The sequence below is a fragment of the Ligilactobacillus pobuzihii E100301 = KCTC 13174 genome (genome assembly GCF_000349725.1).
GTDB lineage: Bacteria > Bacillota > Bacilli > Lactobacillales > Lactobacillaceae > Ligilactobacillus > Ligilactobacillus pobuzihii.
This window is the reverse complement of record NZ_KB714698.1, coordinates 112,829-129,464: the sequence shown is the minus strand read 5'-3', so window position 1 is coordinate 129,464 and position 16,636 is coordinate 112,829. Positions and strand designations below refer to the sequence as shown.

The 16,636-nt window shown below is 37.8% G+C and carries 19 protein-coding genes and 2 tRNA genes; 19 read left to right on the top strand and 2 right to left on the bottom strand.

Annotated elements, in window-relative coordinates; genetic code table 11:
• Positions 1-184: 184 nt before the first annotated feature.
• The 9 genes from LACPOB_RS0108280 (at position 185) to manA (ending at position 5,863) form a co-directional block, all read left to right on the top strand.
• Positions 185-781 carry an XTP/dITP diphosphatase gene (locus tag LACPOB_RS0108280; protein WP_017868372.1) on the top strand — a complete coding sequence of 199 codons (597 nt, stop codon included), beginning with the start codon at positions 185-187 and terminating at the stop codon, positions 779-781.
• 108 nt (positions 782-889) lie between these two features.
• A tRNA-Glu gene (locus tag LACPOB_RS0108275) sits at positions 890-962 on the top strand.
• 164 nt (positions 963-1,126) lie between these two features.
• Entirely contained in the window at positions 1,127-1,435 is a 309-nt protein-coding gene (locus LACPOB_RS0108270) for a hypothetical protein (protein ID WP_017868371.1), read from the top strand.
• Between the two features lie 107 nt (positions 1,436-1,542).
• Positions 1,543-1,615: transfer RNA gene (locus LACPOB_RS0108265), tRNA-Gln, on the top strand.
• A 346-nt stretch (positions 1,616-1,961) separates the two neighbouring features.
• Entirely contained in the window at positions 1,962-2,702 is a 741-nt protein-coding gene (locus tag LACPOB_RS0108260; protein WP_017868370.1) for an amino acid ABC transporter ATP-binding protein, read from the top strand.
• A gap of 90 nt (positions 2,703-2,792) precedes the next feature.
• Complete coding sequence (locus tag LACPOB_RS0108255; protein WP_017868369.1) at positions 2,793-3,059, top strand: hypothetical protein; 267 nt, start codon at positions 2,793-2,795, stop codon at positions 3,057-3,059.
• A 24-nt stretch (positions 3,060-3,083) separates the two neighbouring features.
• A complete protein-coding gene (locus LACPOB_RS0108250) occupies positions 3,084-3,746 on the top strand; it encodes a histidine phosphatase family protein (RefSeq protein WP_017868368.1) in 663 nt (220 codons plus the stop codon).
• A 13-nt stretch (positions 3,747-3,759) separates the two neighbouring features.
• The gene (locus tag LACPOB_RS0108245) at positions 3,760-4,752 is read left to right on the top strand and encodes a serine hydrolase domain-containing protein (protein WP_081607055.1); all 993 of its coding nucleotides are present in this window, start codon (positions 3,760-3,762) and stop codon (positions 4,750-4,752) included.
• Between the two features lie 145 nt (positions 4,753-4,897).
• Positions 4,898-5,863: a mannose-6-phosphate isomerase, class I gene (manA, locus tag LACPOB_RS0108240; RefSeq protein ID WP_017868366.1), complete on the top strand. Its 966-nt coding sequence runs from the start codon at positions 4,898-4,900 to the stop codon at positions 5,861-5,863.
• Positions 5,864-6,067: 204 nt separating this feature from the next.
• Here manA and LACPOB_RS0108230 read toward each other — a convergent pair whose 3' ends face one another.
• Both LACPOB_RS0108230 and LACPOB_RS0108225 read right to left on the bottom strand, forming a co-directional pair.
• Positions 6,068-6,772 (bottom strand): type 1 glutamine amidotransferase, encoded by a 705-nt coding sequence (locus tag LACPOB_RS0108230; protein ID WP_017868364.1) that lies wholly within the window; start codon positions 6,770-6,772, stop codon positions 6,068-6,070.
• Positions 6,772-8,121 (bottom strand): Mur ligase family protein, encoded by a 1,350-nt coding sequence (locus LACPOB_RS0108225; RefSeq protein ID WP_017868363.1) that lies wholly within the window; start codon positions 8,119-8,121, stop codon positions 6,772-6,774. The genes LACPOB_RS0108230 and LACPOB_RS0108225 overlap by 1 nt, the downstream gene beginning before the upstream one ends.
• Before the next feature lie 258 nt (positions 8,122-8,379).
• Between LACPOB_RS0108225 and LACPOB_RS0108220 the strand changes: the two genes are divergently transcribed.
• The 10 genes from LACPOB_RS0108220 (at position 8,380) to atpA (ending at position 16,619) form a co-directional block, all read left to right on the top strand.
• Positions 8,380-8,955: a thymidine kinase gene (locus LACPOB_RS0108220; RefSeq protein ID WP_017868362.1), complete on the top strand. Its 576-nt coding sequence runs from the start codon at positions 8,380-8,382 to the stop codon at positions 8,953-8,955.
• Between the two features lie 20 nt (positions 8,956-8,975).
• Positions 8,976-10,061 carry a peptide chain release factor 1 gene (gene prfA, locus LACPOB_RS0108215; protein WP_017868361.1) on the top strand — a complete coding sequence of 362 codons (1,086 nt, stop codon included), beginning with the start codon at positions 8,976-8,978 and terminating at the stop codon, positions 10,059-10,061.
• Positions 10,054-10,899, top strand: a complete 846-nt coding sequence (gene prmC / locus LACPOB_RS0108210; RefSeq protein WP_017868360.1) for a peptide chain release factor N(5)-glutamine methyltransferase — start codon at positions 10,054-10,056, stop codon at positions 10,897-10,899. The genes prfA and prmC overlap by 8 nt, the downstream gene beginning before the upstream one ends.
• A 17-nt stretch (positions 10,900-10,916) precedes the next feature.
• Positions 10,917-11,939, top strand: a complete 1,023-nt coding sequence (locus tag LACPOB_RS0108205) for an L-threonylcarbamoyladenylate synthase (RefSeq protein ID WP_017868359.1) — start codon at positions 10,917-10,919, stop codon at positions 11,937-11,939.
• A 110-nt stretch (positions 11,940-12,049) separates the two neighbouring features.
• Positions 12,050-12,679 (top strand): uracil phosphoribosyltransferase, encoded by a 630-nt coding sequence (gene upp / locus LACPOB_RS0108200; protein WP_017868358.1) that lies wholly within the window; start codon positions 12,050-12,052, stop codon positions 12,677-12,679.
• 331 nt (positions 12,680-13,010) lie between these two features.
• The gene (gene atpB, locus LACPOB_RS0108195) at positions 13,011-13,721 is read left to right on the top strand and encodes a F0F1 ATP synthase subunit A (protein ID WP_017868357.1); all 711 of its coding nucleotides are present in this window, start codon (positions 13,011-13,013) and stop codon (positions 13,719-13,721) included.
• Between the two features lie 31 nt (positions 13,722-13,752).
• Positions 13,753-13,986, top strand: coding sequence for a F0F1 ATP synthase subunit C (gene atpE, locus LACPOB_RS0108190; protein ID WP_017868356.1), 234 nt, complete (start codon positions 13,753-13,755; stop codon positions 13,984-13,986).
• Positions 13,987-14,033: 47 nt separating this feature from the next.
• A complete protein-coding gene (gene atpF, locus LACPOB_RS0108185; RefSeq protein WP_017868355.1) occupies positions 14,034-14,558 on the top strand; it encodes a F0F1 ATP synthase subunit B in 525 nt (174 codons plus the stop codon).
• A complete protein-coding gene (locus LACPOB_RS0108180; RefSeq protein WP_017868354.1) occupies positions 14,545-15,087 on the top strand; it encodes a F0F1 ATP synthase subunit delta in 543 nt (180 codons plus the stop codon). Before atpF ends, LACPOB_RS0108180 begins: the two co-directional genes overlap by 14 nt.
• Before the next feature lie 20 nt (positions 15,088-15,107).
• Positions 15,108-16,619, top strand: coding sequence for a F0F1 ATP synthase subunit alpha (gene atpA, locus LACPOB_RS0108175; RefSeq protein ID WP_017868353.1), 1,512 nt, complete (start codon positions 15,108-15,110; stop codon positions 16,617-16,619).
• The last annotated feature ends 17 nt before the right edge of the window (positions 16,620-16,636 follow it).

The window sequence follows — 16,636 nt, the reverse complement described above, 5'->3', positions numbered from 1 at the left end:
TGCCTTTCTATTTAGTTTAGACACTTATAGTTTAGGCCTTTATGGCTTTTTTGTTTAATTTTGACTTGTGTTGCACTTGGATTGTAAATCAGGCGTTTTTTTAGAATTTTTGTGATCATGCTAGTAATTTTTACAAATGTTTGGCATAATAGTTAAGGACTGAGAAATATGGGGAGGGATTTATGTGGACACGATCTTAATTGCAACTGCTAATTCTGGCAAAGCTGCTGAATATCGACAGATTTTTGAAGAAAAAGGTGTGCTAGTTAAAACGTTAGCTGACCTGGATGAAAACTATGTGATCGATGAAAATGGGCAAACTTTTGAAGAAAATGCCTTAATTAAAGCTAATACTTTAATGGATGCACTAAATATTCCCGTATTAGCTGATGATTCAGGATTAATAGTTGATTTTTTACACGGAGCCCCAGGAATCCATTCTGCTCGTTACGCTGGTGATCATGATGATGAAGCTAATAAGAAAAAACTGCTAACAAAATTGCAAGGCGTAAATATCAAGGATCGCACGGCACGTTTTCACTGTTCGATCGTTGTGGTACGGCCAGGTGTTTTACCATTGACTGTGATGGGTGAGGTCAAAGGGCGGATTTTGTGTAAAGAACAGGGCTCAGATGGATTTGGGTACGATCCGTTGTTTTATTATCCACCATTAAAGAAATCATTTGCTGAATTAACGATGACAGAAAAAAATACCATAAGTCACCGAGGTCGTGCAGTTGAAAAATTACAAGAGGTATTTGATGCTTGGTGGCAAGGTTAAAACCAAATACTGTTTATTCTTTATTTTATAAAAAAGTACTTTTCATAAAAATTTTTTTAAATTGGTTTGACAATCGCTTGTTTTATTGTATAATTAAAAGAGTAATTTTGCCCGTTGGTCAAATTGGTTAAGACGTCGCCCTCTCAAGGCGGAGTTACGGGTTCGATCCCCGTACGGGTGATAGTGGCAAGGTACGAGTTAAGAGAATGCTTGTGAATCAACTTTACAGGCATTCTTTCTTTTTATCATCATTTCCACAAAGAGTGATTATTTTCATTTATGTGAGTTATAATAATTAGTGATAATACGAATTGCCAGGAAACTATCAACAAGGAGGGTACAGACTTGCTCAAAAAAACAAAACATTTCTTGCGTGCAAACAAGATCCCATATACAAAAGAGCACGTTAATCCATTGATGGTGCCTGAAAGGGTCTATGTGATGAACTTTGGCCAGGATGCTGACGGCAACTATTTGAATCGCTTTATTGCCGAACATACTTATACATGGACTGGTCGAATTAAAATCAGCAAGATCACTTTAAGGTTGCATGGACAAGTTCATCCGCATATTTTTAAAAATGAACATGAATTGTTACATTATTTGAAAAAACACACGGATGAATTAACCGAAACCTTGGATCAAGGTAAATAGTGTTATTTATTTTTGTATATAATTTTCTTCATTACTGCTATTGTAAAAAATTTAAATATATCTTGACAAAGTTTTCAAATTATAGTACACTAATGAAGTTGAGTTATTGGGCATTCGCCAAACTGGTAAGGCAGTGGACTCTGAATCCATAATTTACAGGTTCGAGACCTGTATGCCCAATATTTAGTTTTTAATGGTTGTCAATCGCGTTTAAGACGTTGATAAGACGACCTTTTTTATTTGGTTGTTTTTATTTCTTTTTGTCTATTTTTAGTTTTGGTTACCATGAAGATTAGAAATAGTGCTAAATATAGCACATATTCCCAGTTTATCTTTTTTCAATTGGATCTTAATCAAAAAACTCCCAGTTTACGAAAAAATGTATCTGATTGAATTATATCGATGTTGACTATCTGTCAATGTGGTATACTTGTATACATTAGATTTGAATGAGTTTTGAACGGTTAATAAAATCGGTTAGTAAAGATAGAGCTCTTATTTCGAGCTTGCTCGAGGAGGATGTCCAGTGTCAGATTTAAAGGTTAACGTTAAAGATTTAAATAAAAATTATGGCGACAACCATGTTTTAAAGGGGATCAATTTTTCAGTTGAAAATGGTGAAGTTGTTGTTGTGATTGGTCCTTCTGGTTCCGGTAAAAGTACTTTATTACGCTGTTTAAATAAATTGGAAGACCCTACCTCAGGGTCGATCGAGATAGATGGTGTTGATATCAGCCAACCTAAAGTCGATATCGACAAAGCACGTGAAAATATTGGAATGGTGTTTCAACATTTTAATTTATTTAACAATTTGACAGTCGGAGAAAATATAACTTTAGCACCTGTTCAATTGGGGAAAGAGACGACTGAAAAAGCACAGGGACAAGCTAAAAAGCTGCTTGAGACTGTAGGTTTGACTGATAAGTATTCTGCCATGCCTGCTTCGTTATCCGGCGGTCAAAAGCAACGAGTCGCGATCGCACGTGCTTTAGCTATGAATCCGGATATTATGTTGTTTGATGAACCGACATCAGCGCTTGATCCGGAAATGGTCGGAGATGTTTTAGCGGTTATGAAAACTTTAGCTAAGGAAGGTATGACAATGGTTGTGGTCACCCATGAAATGGGTTTTGCTAAAGAAGTTGCTGATCAAGTCGTTTTCATGGATGATGGCAAAGTCACGGAGAAAGGAACACCGCAACAAATCTTTGAAAACCCAACAAATGAAAGGACCAAGGCCTTTTTAGAAAAAGTGATCGATGTTTAAATTGTTATTTGATTAAGTAAAAGGTTTTTAAATAAACAAGCAAAGTCTTATATTACGATATAGATATAGTTTAAAAGTGAGGGATATTTAATGCTGAGAGTAATTTTAGTTATGCATGATGTGCAACATAACGATTATTATCGGATGAACAAGACATACTTTGAAAGCATGCCAGTTGCCGGGCAATATATCTATAATACTGATGCAAATGCATATTTGGTAGAAGAAGTTGTTTCGTTTGCAGGTTACGTTTCAAGCAAAGGAGCAGTTGCTGTGGTAGTTGTAACCCCAGCGGATGAAGATAAACCAGTTAGCAAAATTTATGGGTTAGATATTGAAGAAGACTTGGATGATTAAGTAATAATTAGGATAAGAGGAAAAATGGGAATAGTACATTTTTATTTAGTACGCCATGGTCAAACTAAAGTTAATAGACTGGCTCGTTTGCAGGGGGCAACTGATTCAGCTTTGACTGTACGCGGGATCATGGATGCTAGAAAATTGGGACGTCGTATGGCAGATATAAATTTTAGTGCAGTTTTTGCTAGTAATTTAAAACGCACGCAGGAAACAGCGGACAATATCATTCAAATGAACAATTTTCCTGACCCGCCAAGATTGTTTCTTAGCGATCTTAAAGAATTTGATTTTGGACAGTATGAAGAGGCACGTAAACGGACTTTGATTCCGAATGCAATGCGTGCTTTAGGTCCATTCCAAATTATTCGGACTGCTTTTGGGAAAAAACATGCGAATGGTTTGGTCGACTTATTTAATCGAATGGCTAATAATATTCCATTGGAATCAAGTGAAGACCTTAGTGAGCGGATGAAACACACTTTAGAATCAATTGGCCGCGTTTATGATAAAGGAGAGCATGATATTTTGATCATTACCCATGGGTTGATCTTGTCGTCCTTTATCGAAAGCTTAGATGGTAAAGTTCCATTAACTCTAGTTAAAAATACTAATGTGGTGCGGATCGACTATTTTGATGGAAAATTTGTGATTCGAAGTAAGAATTTTTCTGGTAAAAAGAAGTGATTTTTTGAATCCTATGACAACTCGTTTGCTACATGATCTGGCTGATAAGCATATTGTTCCTGGTGTTTCATATGCGATGCTTCATCGAGGACAATTGCAAGCAGAAGTTTTTGGTGAGAAACAAACATTTCCAATGCATCAAAAATTAACAGCAGGCTTGCTTTACGATGTAGCGTCACTGACTAAGATAGTTTGTACAACACCGATGATCTTAAAGTTAGTAGAAGAACAAAAGTTAGCACTTGATCAACCGATCACAGAATTATTGCCGCGGTTTAACGATCCACGTGTAACTGTTAGACATTTATTGACCCATACTTCAGCCATAACAGGATATATTGAAAATCGTGACCAGTTGAATGCTGGCGAATTGTTATCAGCGATTTATGAACAGATGTACGTTGGTGATTGGATCGGACAAAAGGTGATCTATACTGATATTGGAATGATCTTATTAGGTCAGATCATTGAGAAAATATATCATTTGCCCGTTCAGACCGTTTTTGAAAATGAAATTTTGCAACCATTACAACTAAATGAAAGTGGTTTTGTACCAGATGGAAAATATTGCGTGCCGACTACAGTGGATTCGATCAGAGGATTGATCCAAGGTAAAGTGCATGATCCTAAGGCGTTTGTTTTGGGGAAACACTGTGCTTCAGCCGGTTTGTTTATGACTTTAAATGATTTGATCAAATATGCGCAATGGATGTTAGGACAATTTGGTAAAATGCCGATTTTATCGACTACGATGGTCGAATCGTTGTTTGCTGATCATACACCTTCTAGAACAGGGCATCGTTCGTTAGGTTTTGATTTGCGCGATGCACCTGATGGTCGATTATGTTTGTATCATACTGGTTATACAGGAACTTTTATTTTGTTAGACAGGCAAAAACAAGATGCATTGATCGTTTTGACTAATCGAGTTCATCCCCGCCAGCAAAATGCTGAATATTTACGTGCAAGAGAGCAGATAGTTCAGTCTTATCTTATAGAAAAATAATACAGGAGCAGCTAGGGTCAAAAGGGACTAGCTGTTTTTATTTATAGTGGAATTTAAGTTTATAAGGGTAGTAATTTTAAATAAAGTTGTCAAAACTTTCACAAACGGTTAAAATATAGATGACATAAAAAAGGAGCGGATCAATTTGACTGAACCATTGTTTTTACAACCGTATTTCCGAGAAAAAATTTGGGGTGGCTCGCGATTAGCCAGTGAATATGGTTATGACATTCCGAGTGACCATACTGGAGAATGTTGGGCCATTTCTGGACATTCTCATGGTCCTGCTACAGTTATTAATGGGCCATACCAGGGTAAAACAGTAACTGAATTATGGGATGAACACCGCGAGTTATTTGGCAATGCTCAAGGTGATGTTTTTCCATTATTGACTAAAATCTTAGATGCTCGGGATGATCTTTCCGTTCAGGTTCATCCAGACGATGCATATGCCAAAGAACATGAAGGAGAATTAGGAAAAACTGAGTGTTGGTATGTATTAGCTGCGAAACCTGGTGCAGAAATGATTTATGGACATCATGCACAGACCAAAAAAGAACTGTCTCAGATGATCGAAAATCAGCAGTGGGACGAATTGTTTAGACATGTTCCTGTCAAACCAGGTGATTTCTTATATGTTCCTAGTGGAACGATCCATGCAATTGGTAAAGGCATTATGGTATTAGAAACGCAACAAAGTAGTGATACAACATACCGTTTGTATGATTTTGATCGTGTTGATCAAAAAACAGGTCAGAAACGTGAATTGCACCTTAAGCAATCGATCGATTGTACTAATGTCCCATTTGAAGACCCAAAGCTAAATCGTCAAGATTATCAGGTTGGCGATGCAAATGTCACGCGATTTGTTGCTACAAATTTTTTTGCCGTATATAAGTGGCAATTGTCTGGTGGTATAGCCCAATTTTCTAGAGAAAAAGCTCCCTATACATTGGTTTCAGTACTTGACGGTCAAGGAAAATTAACTGTTGATGGTCAAGAATATTCAATTAAAAAGGGAGTTCATTTTATTTTGCCATATCAGATCAAGAATTGGCAATTAGATGGTGATTTGACCATTATTGTATCTGAACCAGGACAAGAGGCCTAAAGTAAAAAATAAAAGAAATTAAAAAGCGATTCCATGAGTATTCAAGAAATTGGGTAAGTACTGGGATCGTTTTTGTAATACATGATAAGAGAAGACTAGGATAGATGAGATTTTCAGTACAACCAGATGTTCCTTTGCGAGACTTACGTTTAGTTGTCCCAATTAAAAACGGAGACCAGCAATTAGCTGATCTCCGTTTTTAGATTAATAAGTTGGTTTAATTTCTAGAGATTTTTGTTGTGATAAGTTTGCTTTTGGATACTTTCGCTCTAAGGCAATCAGTAACATTTTTTTTGCTAATTCACCATTTCTGGCTAAGATCGGCCCATGAAAGTATGAACAGAAAACGTTGTTGTAAATTGCACCTTCGCCACCGTCTTCGCCATTATTACCGTGCCCGTTAATGACGGTTCCAAGTGCTTTTTCATTTTCACCAAGATAAGTGACTCCGTTATGATTTTCAAAACCATGATAAGTGTCACCAGACTGCTCATTTTTGATGGTAATATCTCCAATGAAACGATTGTTATCTTGGCTATCAGTATAGTGCGGTAAAGCCGAAATGCCAGAAATTTTTTGACCGTCGGCACCAATATAATATTTACCCAGTAATTGATATCCCCCACAAATTGCTAAGCCGGGGCCGCCATCTTCGATAAAATCAGATAGTTCTTGTTTTTTATTTTGGATGTCTTTAGAAACGATCATTTGTTCATAGTCTTGTCCACCACCGAAAAAGAACATGTCATATTCATTGGCTTTAAAAGGAGTATTTAACGAAATGACGTCGACTTCAAGTTGTACGTCCATTTGCTTTGCATAGTAGTTCAACGTTAAAATGTTACCGATATCGCCATACGTATTTAAGAGATCACCATAAAGGTGGGCAAGCTTTAATGAATATTTCATTAATCCATTCCTCCTTCAATATAACCTTGCTGTGCTAACATTTTCCGCAATTGCAAAACAGCCGTATAAGTAGCTAAGACGTAGACGTGTTTTGTCGGCATGCCCTTAATTTTTTCTAGTACTTTTTCTAAATCTTTTTTTTGTTCAAAATTTTCTTCTGGTACACCGGCTACACGTAGCCTAAAAGTAATGTCTCTGTACCTTTCGCCCCCAGTTAAGATCGCTGGTATTTTGTCAAAGGGCAAATCTTCGAAACGCCCATCCCAGATCCAACTTGTATCGATACCATCGGCGTAGTTGGCATTTAATAAAATTGCTAAAGAAAATGGCTCTTGGTCACTCTTGATCATTTGTAAGACTTGGTCTAAACCGACTGGATTTTTTACTAAGATCAAAGTGACTTCTTTGCCATCAACGTTGATCACTTCTTGGCGTCCAAAGACTTTACTATCTGGATCACTGAGTGCATTAACAGCAGTTTCTGGCTCCACATTTAAGAAAGAGCCAATAGTGTAGGCAGCCAAGGCATTATAAATATTGTACGTCCCACCAATGTGGATCGTGATCTGATGGCCATCAATTTTAAAAATTGATGACTGTGGTGTTTGTTCAAGTAATTGATCAACTTGATACTGTAATTCTGGACGTTGGAATCCGCAGTTAGGGCAGTAATATTTACCCAAATTACTATAAATCCGATTTTTGAAATGTAAGATCTGTTGACATTTAGGGCACAACAAACCATCTGTATTGGCTGGTGCCATTTGTTCTTCATCAGCTTGTTGATTAAATCCATAATAAATCGTCGTATTAGGCAACTTTTTACTATTAAAGATCGGTGCATCTCCGTTGGCGATCACTGTTGCATTAGGATGCATTTTAATTCCTTTTAAGATCTTATCGTAAGTGGTATAGATCTCACCATAACGATCCATTTGATCACGGAATAGGTTAGTTAAGACAAAGGCAACAGGTTCAATGTATTCGGAAATGATCGGCACATTGGCTTCATCTGTTTCTAAGACTGCGATTTTTTTATTATTTTTACCTTTTTTATTAGTTAAAAAGGCAGTCACGATTCCTTGCTTCATATTTGAACCGCTAGGATTAGTTAAAACAGCACCATATTTAGCTTCCAGAACTTTAACTGTTAATGCAGTCGTTAAAGTTTTCCCATTCGTACCAGTGATAATTACGATCTCATAATTTTTAGCAAGATCTTGCAAAACATCTGGATCGATTGAAAGTGTTATTTTGCCAGGTAAAGAAGTTCCTCCATGCATAAAGTTGTGTAAGAACCAGTAGGATGATTTACCGGCTGCAATTGCTAACGAGCTTTTCAGCGTCATTTATGTTTCCTCCACTTCCAAAATAATGTAGCTTAAACTTAATTTTATAAGTTATCATATGGTATCTTACCATAAATTAGTCGGGTAAATGTGAGCTTTTGCTTTTTTAAGGTGCAAAAAATTTGTACCCCAAAAAATTTGTATATTTTTGTATAGTGCGTAAATTAAAATATTACGTTGATTTTAAAATAGAAAGATGAAATTTATGTGAAAATCATATATACTAAGGAATGAAGTTTTTTTTGGAGATGAAGTAGGGTGGCACAGTTATTTTTTCGCTATGGAGCGATGAACAGCGGCAAATCAATAGAGATTTTGAAAGTCGCACATAATTATGAGGAACAAAACAAAAAAGTACTGATTTGTACTAGCGGGATCGATAACCGTGAAGGTGTTGGTTATATTGCCAGTCGAGTAGGGTTAAAGCGGTCTGCTGTGCCGGTTTTTGATAAGACTGATATTTTTTCGTTAGTTCAAGATGGATATGGGGATATTTCTTGTTTGTTGATCGATGAAGCTCAATTTTTGAAGAAGCACCATATTGTTGAATTAACAAAAATCGTTGATCAATTAAAAATCCCAGTGATGGCTTTCGGCTTGAAAAATGATTTCCAAAATGAGCTATTTGAAGGTTCAAAATATTTGCTATTATACGCAGATAAAATTGAAGAAATGAAAACGATCTGCTGGTTTTGCAATAAAAAAGCTATTATGAATTTAAGGTTCAATAATGGAGCACCAGTTTATTCTGGGGAGCAGATATTGATTGGCGGGAATGAACAATATTATCCGGTCTGTCGGAAACATTATTTTGACCCGCCCAAAGAAAAATAAGGAATGTAAAGGAGTTATTAATGGATAAGTTATTTGAAAGATTACAAGTGCTAGAAGATCGCTACGCTGAATTAGCTGAGCTTCTTTCAGATCCAGAAGTTATCGCTGATACGCCACGTTTTACTGCTTTATCTAAAGAAATGGCAGATTTACGTGAAACAGTTGAAAAATTTCGCCAATTGAAGAAAGTTCAAAAAACGATCGAAGATGATGACGAAATGATGCGTGCTGGCCTTGATGACGAAGAAATGAACGAAATGGTCAAAGACGAGTTATCTGAGGCCAAAGAAGAACGTACAAATCTTGCAGAAGAGATCAGGCTTTTATTATTACCAAAAGATCCTAACGATGGTAAAAATATTATCATGGAAATTAGAGGAGCTGCTGGTGGAGATGAGGCTAGTCTGTTTGCAGCTGATTTGTTTGAAATGTATAGCAAATATGCTGAAAGACAAGGTTGGTCGATTGAAGTTATCGACAAAAACGTCACCGAAGTCGGTGGTTTTAAGGAAATTGCCCTGCTGATCAATGGGAGTAAGGTATATTCCAAATTAAAATATGAAAGTGGAGCACACCGTGTTCAGCGTGTGCCTTCAACTGAATCAGCTGGACGTGTGCATACCTCTACAGCGACAGTGGTCGTTATGCCTGAAGAAGAAGACGTTGAGATCGAAATCGACCCAAAAGATATCCGTGTTGATGTTTATCGTTCATCTGGTGCTGGTGGACAGCACATTAATAAAACTTCTTCTGCGGTTCGGATGACTCACTTGCCAACGGGAATCGTAGTTGCAATGCAAGACCAACGTTCACAGCAACAAAACCGTGAAAAAGCAATGAAAATTTTGAAAGCACGTGTTTATGACTACTATTCTTCCAAAGAGCAAAATGAATATGCCGAAAATAGAAAATCTGCGGTCGGTACAGGTGATCGTTCTGAACGGATTCGGACATATAATTATCCACAAAATCGGGTCACTGATCATCGAATAGGTTTATCATTGAATAAATTAGATCGAATCATGAATGGTGAACTTGACCAAGTGATCGATGCACTAATTTTGTATGACCAAACTAAAGCTTTGGAGAACCTAGAAAATGAATAGTAATAAAACATTTTTTGAAGCTCAGCAATGGGCTTTTTCTTTTATAGAAAAGCAAGGCTTGGAATCTTCGGCGGCCGACATGCTTTTATATGGGGAGATGGGTTTTTCGACAACTGAATTTTTAATGCATCTCAGACAACCGATGCCGCAAAAAAACTGGGAACATTTTCAAAATAATGTCAAATTGTACTGTCAAGGATGGCCCGCACAGTATTTATTGGGGAGCGCGTATTTCTACGGTCTAAAGTTGACAGTGACTCAAGCAACGTTGATCCCTCGTCCTGAAACTGAAGAGTTGGTTGATTGGGTGATATCGGGTAATGAAAATACCAGCAAAAAAGTGGCTGATATTGGAACAGGAACGGGTGCGATCGGTTTAGCTCTCAAAAGTGAATTGTCAACTTGGAATGTGACTTTGACTGATATTTCGAAGGAAGCTTTAAAGGTGGCCCATAGAAATGCAAGTGATTTAAACTTAAATGTTACACTTCGTCAAGGTGATCTTTTAGAACCATTAAATGATGGTCCTTATGATATTATTATCAGCAATCCGCCATATATTAGCCAGGACGAAAAAAAGAATATGGATTGCAGTGTCCTTTTGCATGAGCCACAGAGTGCTTTGTTTGCAGCGGAGAATGGTTTGGCTTTTTATCGTCAGATTGCCGAACAGATCCCACAATATATTCACGCTAATTCAAAATTATATTTGGAAATTGGTTATACGCAGGGAAAATCTGTTGTGGGTTTGTTTAAGCGGGCTTTTCCACAAGCCGAAGTGACACTAAAACGCGATATTACAGCACATGACCGAATGGTACGGGTTATTTTTAAATAGAAAGGATAAATTATTTCATGATGATAACAAAAATATTTTCTCCGGCAGAAACGAGCCAGGCTGCTGAAGAAATCAAGTTAGGCGAGTTAGTCGCTTTTCCAACAGAAACTGTTTATGGCTTGGGGGCAGATGCTACCAATGAACAAGCGGTCAAACGGGTTTATTTAGCTAAAGGTCGCCCTTCTGATAATCCTTTGATAGTTACTGTGTCTTCTCCAGAAATGGCTGCAGATTATATCGCAGATTACGGTGAATATGGGCGCGAATTAATCAGAACATTTTGGCCAGGCCCATTGACGATCGTGTTTAAAATTAAAACTGGTTCTTTGTCCTCAGTTGTTACTGGTGGTTTAACGACTGCTGCTTTTAGAATGCCAGAAAATGAAACGACGCGTAAGATGATCGCTGAGGCTGGAGTTCCGATCGTGGGTCCATCAGCTAATTCATCTGGTAAGCCAAGCCCTACCACAGCTCAACATGTTTTTCATGACATGGAAGGAAAAATTGCAGGTATCCTTGATGATGGTCCAACTAAAGTTGGTGTCGAGTCAACGATTATTGATTTAAGTACTTCCAAACCAGCAGTTTTGCGACCTGGTGGGATCACGCCACAGCAAATTGAAGCGGTAATTGGCTGTTCAGTTGATGCAAGTCAGCACAAAGTTGGAGCAAAAGAAACACCTAAGGCACCGGGTATGAAATATAAACATTATGCTCCAGCCGCTCAAGTTTTGATCGTTGCACCTAACGACTGGCAGCAAGCTTTGGACTGGGCTGGTAAGCAAGATGAAAAGATCGGCGTTATGGCGCTGACGAAAACTTTAAATACTTCTATACCCAAAAATGTTGTTACCTATGATATGGGTGGAGATTTGGCTTCTGCTACCCATCGTTTGTTTGATGGATTAAGGTATTTTGATAATGAACAAAAGGTTAACTGGATCTTAGCTTGTTCTTTTGAAGAAAAAGGACTAGGAGCTGCCTACATGAATCGCTTAAAGAAATCTTCGGGTGATTCATATTTCGAACCACAGGCATAAGTTTGTTATGAATATTGTGTTATTTTGAAATATTCAAGTTTTGGTCTGGTCTTTAGGGTAAAATTCTATTAAAATAAATACAAAGAGTGAAAAAAGGAGTGGTACAGGTAATGGGAAAATTTGAGATTTTGGATCACCCATTGATTCAACATAAATTAACGATCATCCGGAATGAACATTGTGGTACGCGTGAATTTCGTCAGGTGGTCAATGAAATTGCTGAATTAATGGCTTATGAAGTTTCACGTGATATGCCATTGGAAGATGTTGAAGTTCAGACTCCTGTTCAGGTTACGACTGCTAAACAATTAGCTGGTAAAAAAGTAGTTATTGTACCGATCTTACGTGCTGGTTTGGGAATGGTCGATGGTATTTTGGAGTTGATTCCTGCAGCTAAAGTGGGTCATGTAGGAATGTATCGGGACGAAGAAACTTTGCAGCCGCATGAATATTTTGTAAAAATGCCTGAAGACTTGGAAAACCGTGAAATGATCGTGGTTGATCCAATGCTGGCAACTGGTGGTTCTGCTATCATGGCGGTTGATGCTTTGAAGAAGCGCGGTGCCAAGACAATTAAATTTGTGTGCTTAGTTGCTGCTCCAGAAGGTGTCAAAGCTTTGCGTGAAGCACATCCAGATATTGATGTATACTCTGCAGCGTTAGATGATCATTTAAATGAAGATGGGTATATCGTGCCTGGTTTGGGTGACGCTGGTGATCGTTTGTTTGGAACTAAATAACAATTAAATACTTATTTTGTGGTAACGGCCGGGTCAAATGCAATTTTGTTAGTGTATAGATCCGGTTTTATGTTCAAGTAAAATGGTAGCGGTTAATATGCGATCGTCAAATATTTAAGAGAAAAATTTCACAGTTTTTTGAAAATTTGTGTTCATTTTCTTAAATAACTTAAAATTTTTCAGAAAATAAATGCCATAAAAGCTTTATTTTTAATGTCGAATGGTGGTATGATTTCAGATGTATTCAAAGATATTTCATCTTGAATCGACCTTATGGTTCTACCGTATAAGTTCAGCCGTAGTGATTACAATTGAAAAGAGGTGAGACTTGGTGAATGAAGGAGCAAAAGTTATTACACTTTTGGGAATTCCGTTTGATGTAGGTAATTGTTTGTCAGGTTTACTGGCAGCGACCATTGCTTTTTTGCTGGTGTTTATTTTTTCACGAAATATTCAAATGAAGCCAAAAGGGAAGCAAAATGCATTGGAGTGGCTGATCGATTTTACTAATAATATCGTGAAAGCTAATATCCCGGATCAACAAGGGCGTAATTATCAATTATTTGCTTTTACCTTGTTTATCTTAGTATTTATGTCCAACCAAATCGGGTTGATATTCCAATTTAGTGTTGGTGATGTGACGTATGTTAAAAGTCCAACTGCGTCGCCAATGACCACTTTAACTCTCGCGTTTCTTGTGATGGTTATTTCACATTTCTTAGGTGTTACTCGGTTTGGCTTTAAGGGTTACATTAAGAACACATTTCTTAGCCCGATGCCAGCTTTATTCCCGATCCAATTATTAGAACAATTTACTAACTTCCTGACGTTAGCATTGCGTTTATATGGGAATATCTTTGCTGGTGAAGTTTTGCTAACACAAATTGGTGCTTTAGCAAAAGGTGGAGCGTTCGGATTTATCGGTTCGATCCCTCTTGATATGATATGGCAAGGTTTCTCCGTCTTTATTGGATCGATCCAAGCCTATGTATTTGTCATATTGACAATGCTGTATATTTCACAAAAGGTTGAAAAAGAATAGAATTACATTTAATTTAAGGAGGACTTTAATTATGAGTCTTGGTACAGGTTTAGCTTTAATGGGTGCTGCTCTCGCTGCTGGTTTTGCTGCGATCGGTACAAGTATCGGTAATGGGTTGGTTATTTCTAAGGTTATGGAATCAATGGCACGTCAACCTGAATTATCTGGTCAATTAAGAACAACGATGTTTATTGGTGTCGGCTTGATCGAAGCTGTTCCGATCATCGCTGTCGTGGTTTCATTCTTGATTATCGCACAAGGATAATTTTGAAAAAAGCACTTTTATTAGTTGCTCAGGGGAGGTGTCAATAGATGAATTCAACGTTTTTGCTTGGAGCAGCGCAACAGATTGCATGGGGTGATTTCTTATTTTACCTTATCTTATTTGCAATTTTGATGGCATTAGTTGGGCATTTTGCCTGGAATCCAATTCAAAATATGCTGCAAAAGCGTGCGGATAAAATTTCTAATGACTTGGATTCTGCCGAAGGGGCAAGGTTGAAGGCTGAAAAATTAGCTAAACAACGTGAAGATGCTTTAAGTGAATCTCATAATGAAGCAAATCAGATCGTGACACGAGCAAAAGACAATGCCGAACATCAACGTTCTGCAATCGTGCAAAAAGCTAATGACGATGTCACAACTTTAAAAAGCCATGCCCAAGAAGATATTTCACGGCAAAAACAGGAAGCTTTGGATGGCGTTAGAAATGACGTTGCCGAGTTGTCTATTGAAATAGCTTCGAAAGTCATTGAAAAAGAACTTACAGTTGATGATCAAAAAGAATTGATAGACAAATATATTGAAGGGTTGGGGAAGCAAAATGGCGCTCAGTAATGCTGAAGTAGCAAGTCGTTACGGACAGGCACTTTTCGATGTCGCTGAGTCAAAAGATATTACTTCTCAAACCGCAGCGGAGCTTGCTGAATTACAAAAAGTGATCGAAGAGCAACCTGACCTGCTCGTATTTTTTGTGAGCCCACAGATCACTAATGAAGCAAAGAAAGAAATGCTTCAAAGTTTACAAAGCAACGCTTCTCAACTAGTTAATGATTTTTTACAAATGTTATTTGACTATGGAAGGTTGCAAAATGTTTCAGATATAATAGATGAATTTAACAGATTGAATGACGATAAGAATGGGACAGTTCGTGTCAGAGTTACGACAGCAATCAAATTGGATGATGAACAAAAAGCAAAAATCTCAGCTAAATTTGCTCAAGTTGTAGGTGCTAGTAAAGTTGTCCTTGAGCCGGTCGTAGACGAAAAAATTATTGGTGGAGTTGTTTTACGTTCCCAGGATAATATCTATGATGGTTCGGTCAAGTCCAAAATAGACAAAATCAAACGTCTGTTACTAAATTGATTTAAAGAGGTGAAACTTTTATGAGCATTAAGGCTGAGGAAATCAGTACTTTGATCAAACAACAATTAGCAAATTACCAAAGCGAATTGACCGTTGACGAAGTTGGTACTGTTACCTATGTTGGTGATGGTATCGCACGTGCCAATGGTTTAGAGAATGCTTTGGCTAGTGAATTGTTAGAGTTCCCAGATGGAACTTATGGTATGGCTCAAAATTTGGAATCCAACGATGTTGGTATTGTTATTTTAGGGTCATACGCTAATATCCGTGAAGGAGACACAGTTAAGCGTACCGGCCGCATCATGGAAGTTCCTGTAGGAGAAGAAATGATCGGTCGTGTTGTTAATCCATTAGGACAAGCAATCGATGGACAAGGCGAGATCAAAACAGATAAGACTCGTCCGATAGAAAAAAAGGCGCCGGGTGTTATGGAACGTCAGTCAGTTTCTGAACCATTACAAACTGGATTAAAGGCAATCGATGCACTGGTACCGATCGGTCGTGGTCAGCGTGAATTAGTCATCGGTGACCGTAAAACTGGTAAAACATCCGTCGCAATCGATACTATCTTGAACCAAAAGGGACAAGATATGATTTGTATCTATGTTGCGATCGGACAAAAAGAATCAACGGTTCGGACACAGGTTGAAACTTTAAGAAAATATGGTGCAATGGACTATACGATCGTTGTTTCAGCTGGTCCTTCATCGCCTGCTCCAATGTTATGGCTAGCTCCATATGCCGGTGCAGCAATGGGTGAAGAATTTATGTATAACGGGAAGCATGTCTTGGTGGTTTATGATGATTTATCAAAACAAGCTGATGCCTACCGTGAGCTTTCATTGATTTTGAGAAGACCGCCTGGTCGTGAAGCATATCCTGGTGATGTTTTCTATTTGCACTCACGTCTATTGGAACGGGCTGCTAAGTTAAATGATGAACTTGGTGGTGGCTCAATGACTGCGTTGCCGTTTATTGAAACTAAAGCTGGTGATGTTTCTGCGTATATTCCAACTAACGTGATCTCTATTACGGACGGCCAGATCTTCTTGGATAGCGATAATTTTTATTCTGGCGTTCGTCCGGCTATCGATGCTGGTACTTCTGTTTCACGTGTTGGTGGGGATGCACAGGTCAAGGCGATGAAGAAGGTTGCTGGTACGTTACGTTTGGACTTAGCTTCCTACCGTGAATTGGAATCATTTGCTCAATTTGGTTCCGATTTAGATGAAGCAACTCAAGCCAAGCTAAATCGTGGGCGACGGACTGTTGAAGTTTTGAAACAACCATTGCATAAACCACTTCCTGTCGAAAAACAAGTTGTGATCTTATATGCATTGACTCATGGCTTCTTAGATTCAGTAGTGGTTGATGATATTTTGAAATATCAAGACCAATTATTTGATTTTATGGATAATAACTACAGTGATCTTTTGCAAGAGATTGCTCAAAGTGGCCAGTTACCTGATACAGATAAACTCGATACAGCAATTTCTGAATTTGCAAAAACATTCCAAGCTACTAATAAATAGAAAGGGCGGTGACAACT

Excerpts from the sequence above, each read along its gene's own strand:
- upp (WP_017868358.1), top strand. The coding sequence starts at position 12,050 with ATGGGAAAATTTGAGATTTTGGATCACCCATTGATTCAACATAAATTA.
- LACPOB_RS0108255 (WP_017868369.1), top strand. The coding sequence starts at position 2,793 with ATGCTGAGAGTAATTTTAGTTATGCATGATGTGCAACATAACGATTAT.
- LACPOB_RS0108205 (WP_017868359.1), top strand. The coding sequence starts at position 10,917 with ATGATGATAACAAAAATATTTTCTCCGGCAGAAACGAGCCAGGCTGCT.
- LACPOB_RS0108225 (WP_017868363.1), bottom strand. The coding sequence starts at position 8,121 with ATGACGCTGAAAAGCTCGTTAGCAATTGCAGCCGGTAAATCATCCTAC.
- LACPOB_RS0108250 (WP_017868368.1), top strand. The coding sequence starts at position 3,084 with ATGGGAATAGTACATTTTTATTTAGTACGCCATGGTCAAACTAAAGTT.
- prfA (WP_017868361.1), top strand. The coding sequence starts at position 8,976 with ATGGATAAGTTATTTGAAAGATTACAAGTGCTAGAAGATCGCTACGCT.
- atpE (WP_017868356.1), top strand. The coding sequence starts at position 13,753 with ATGAGTCTTGGTACAGGTTTAGCTTTAATGGGTGCTGCTCTCGCTGCT.
- atpF (WP_017868355.1), top strand. The coding sequence starts at position 14,034 with ATGAATTCAACGTTTTTGCTTGGAGCAGCGCAACAGATTGCATGGGGT.
- atpA (WP_017868353.1), top strand. The coding sequence starts at position 15,108 with ATGAGCATTAAGGCTGAGGAAATCAGTACTTTGATCAAACAACAATTA.
- prmC (WP_017868360.1), top strand. The coding sequence starts at position 10,054 with ATGAATAGTAATAAAACATTTTTTGAAGCTCAGCAATGGGCTTTTTCT.
- LACPOB_RS0108230 (WP_017868364.1), bottom strand. The coding sequence starts at position 6,772 with ATGAAATATTCATTAAAGCTTGCCCACCTTTATGGTGATCTCTTAAAT.
- LACPOB_RS0108245 (WP_081607055.1), top strand. The coding sequence starts at position 3,760 with ATGACAACTCGTTTGCTACATGATCTGGCTGATAAGCATATTGTTCCT.
- LACPOB_RS0108180 (WP_017868354.1), top strand. The coding sequence starts at position 14,545 with ATGGCGCTCAGTAATGCTGAAGTAGCAAGTCGTTACGGACAGGCACTT.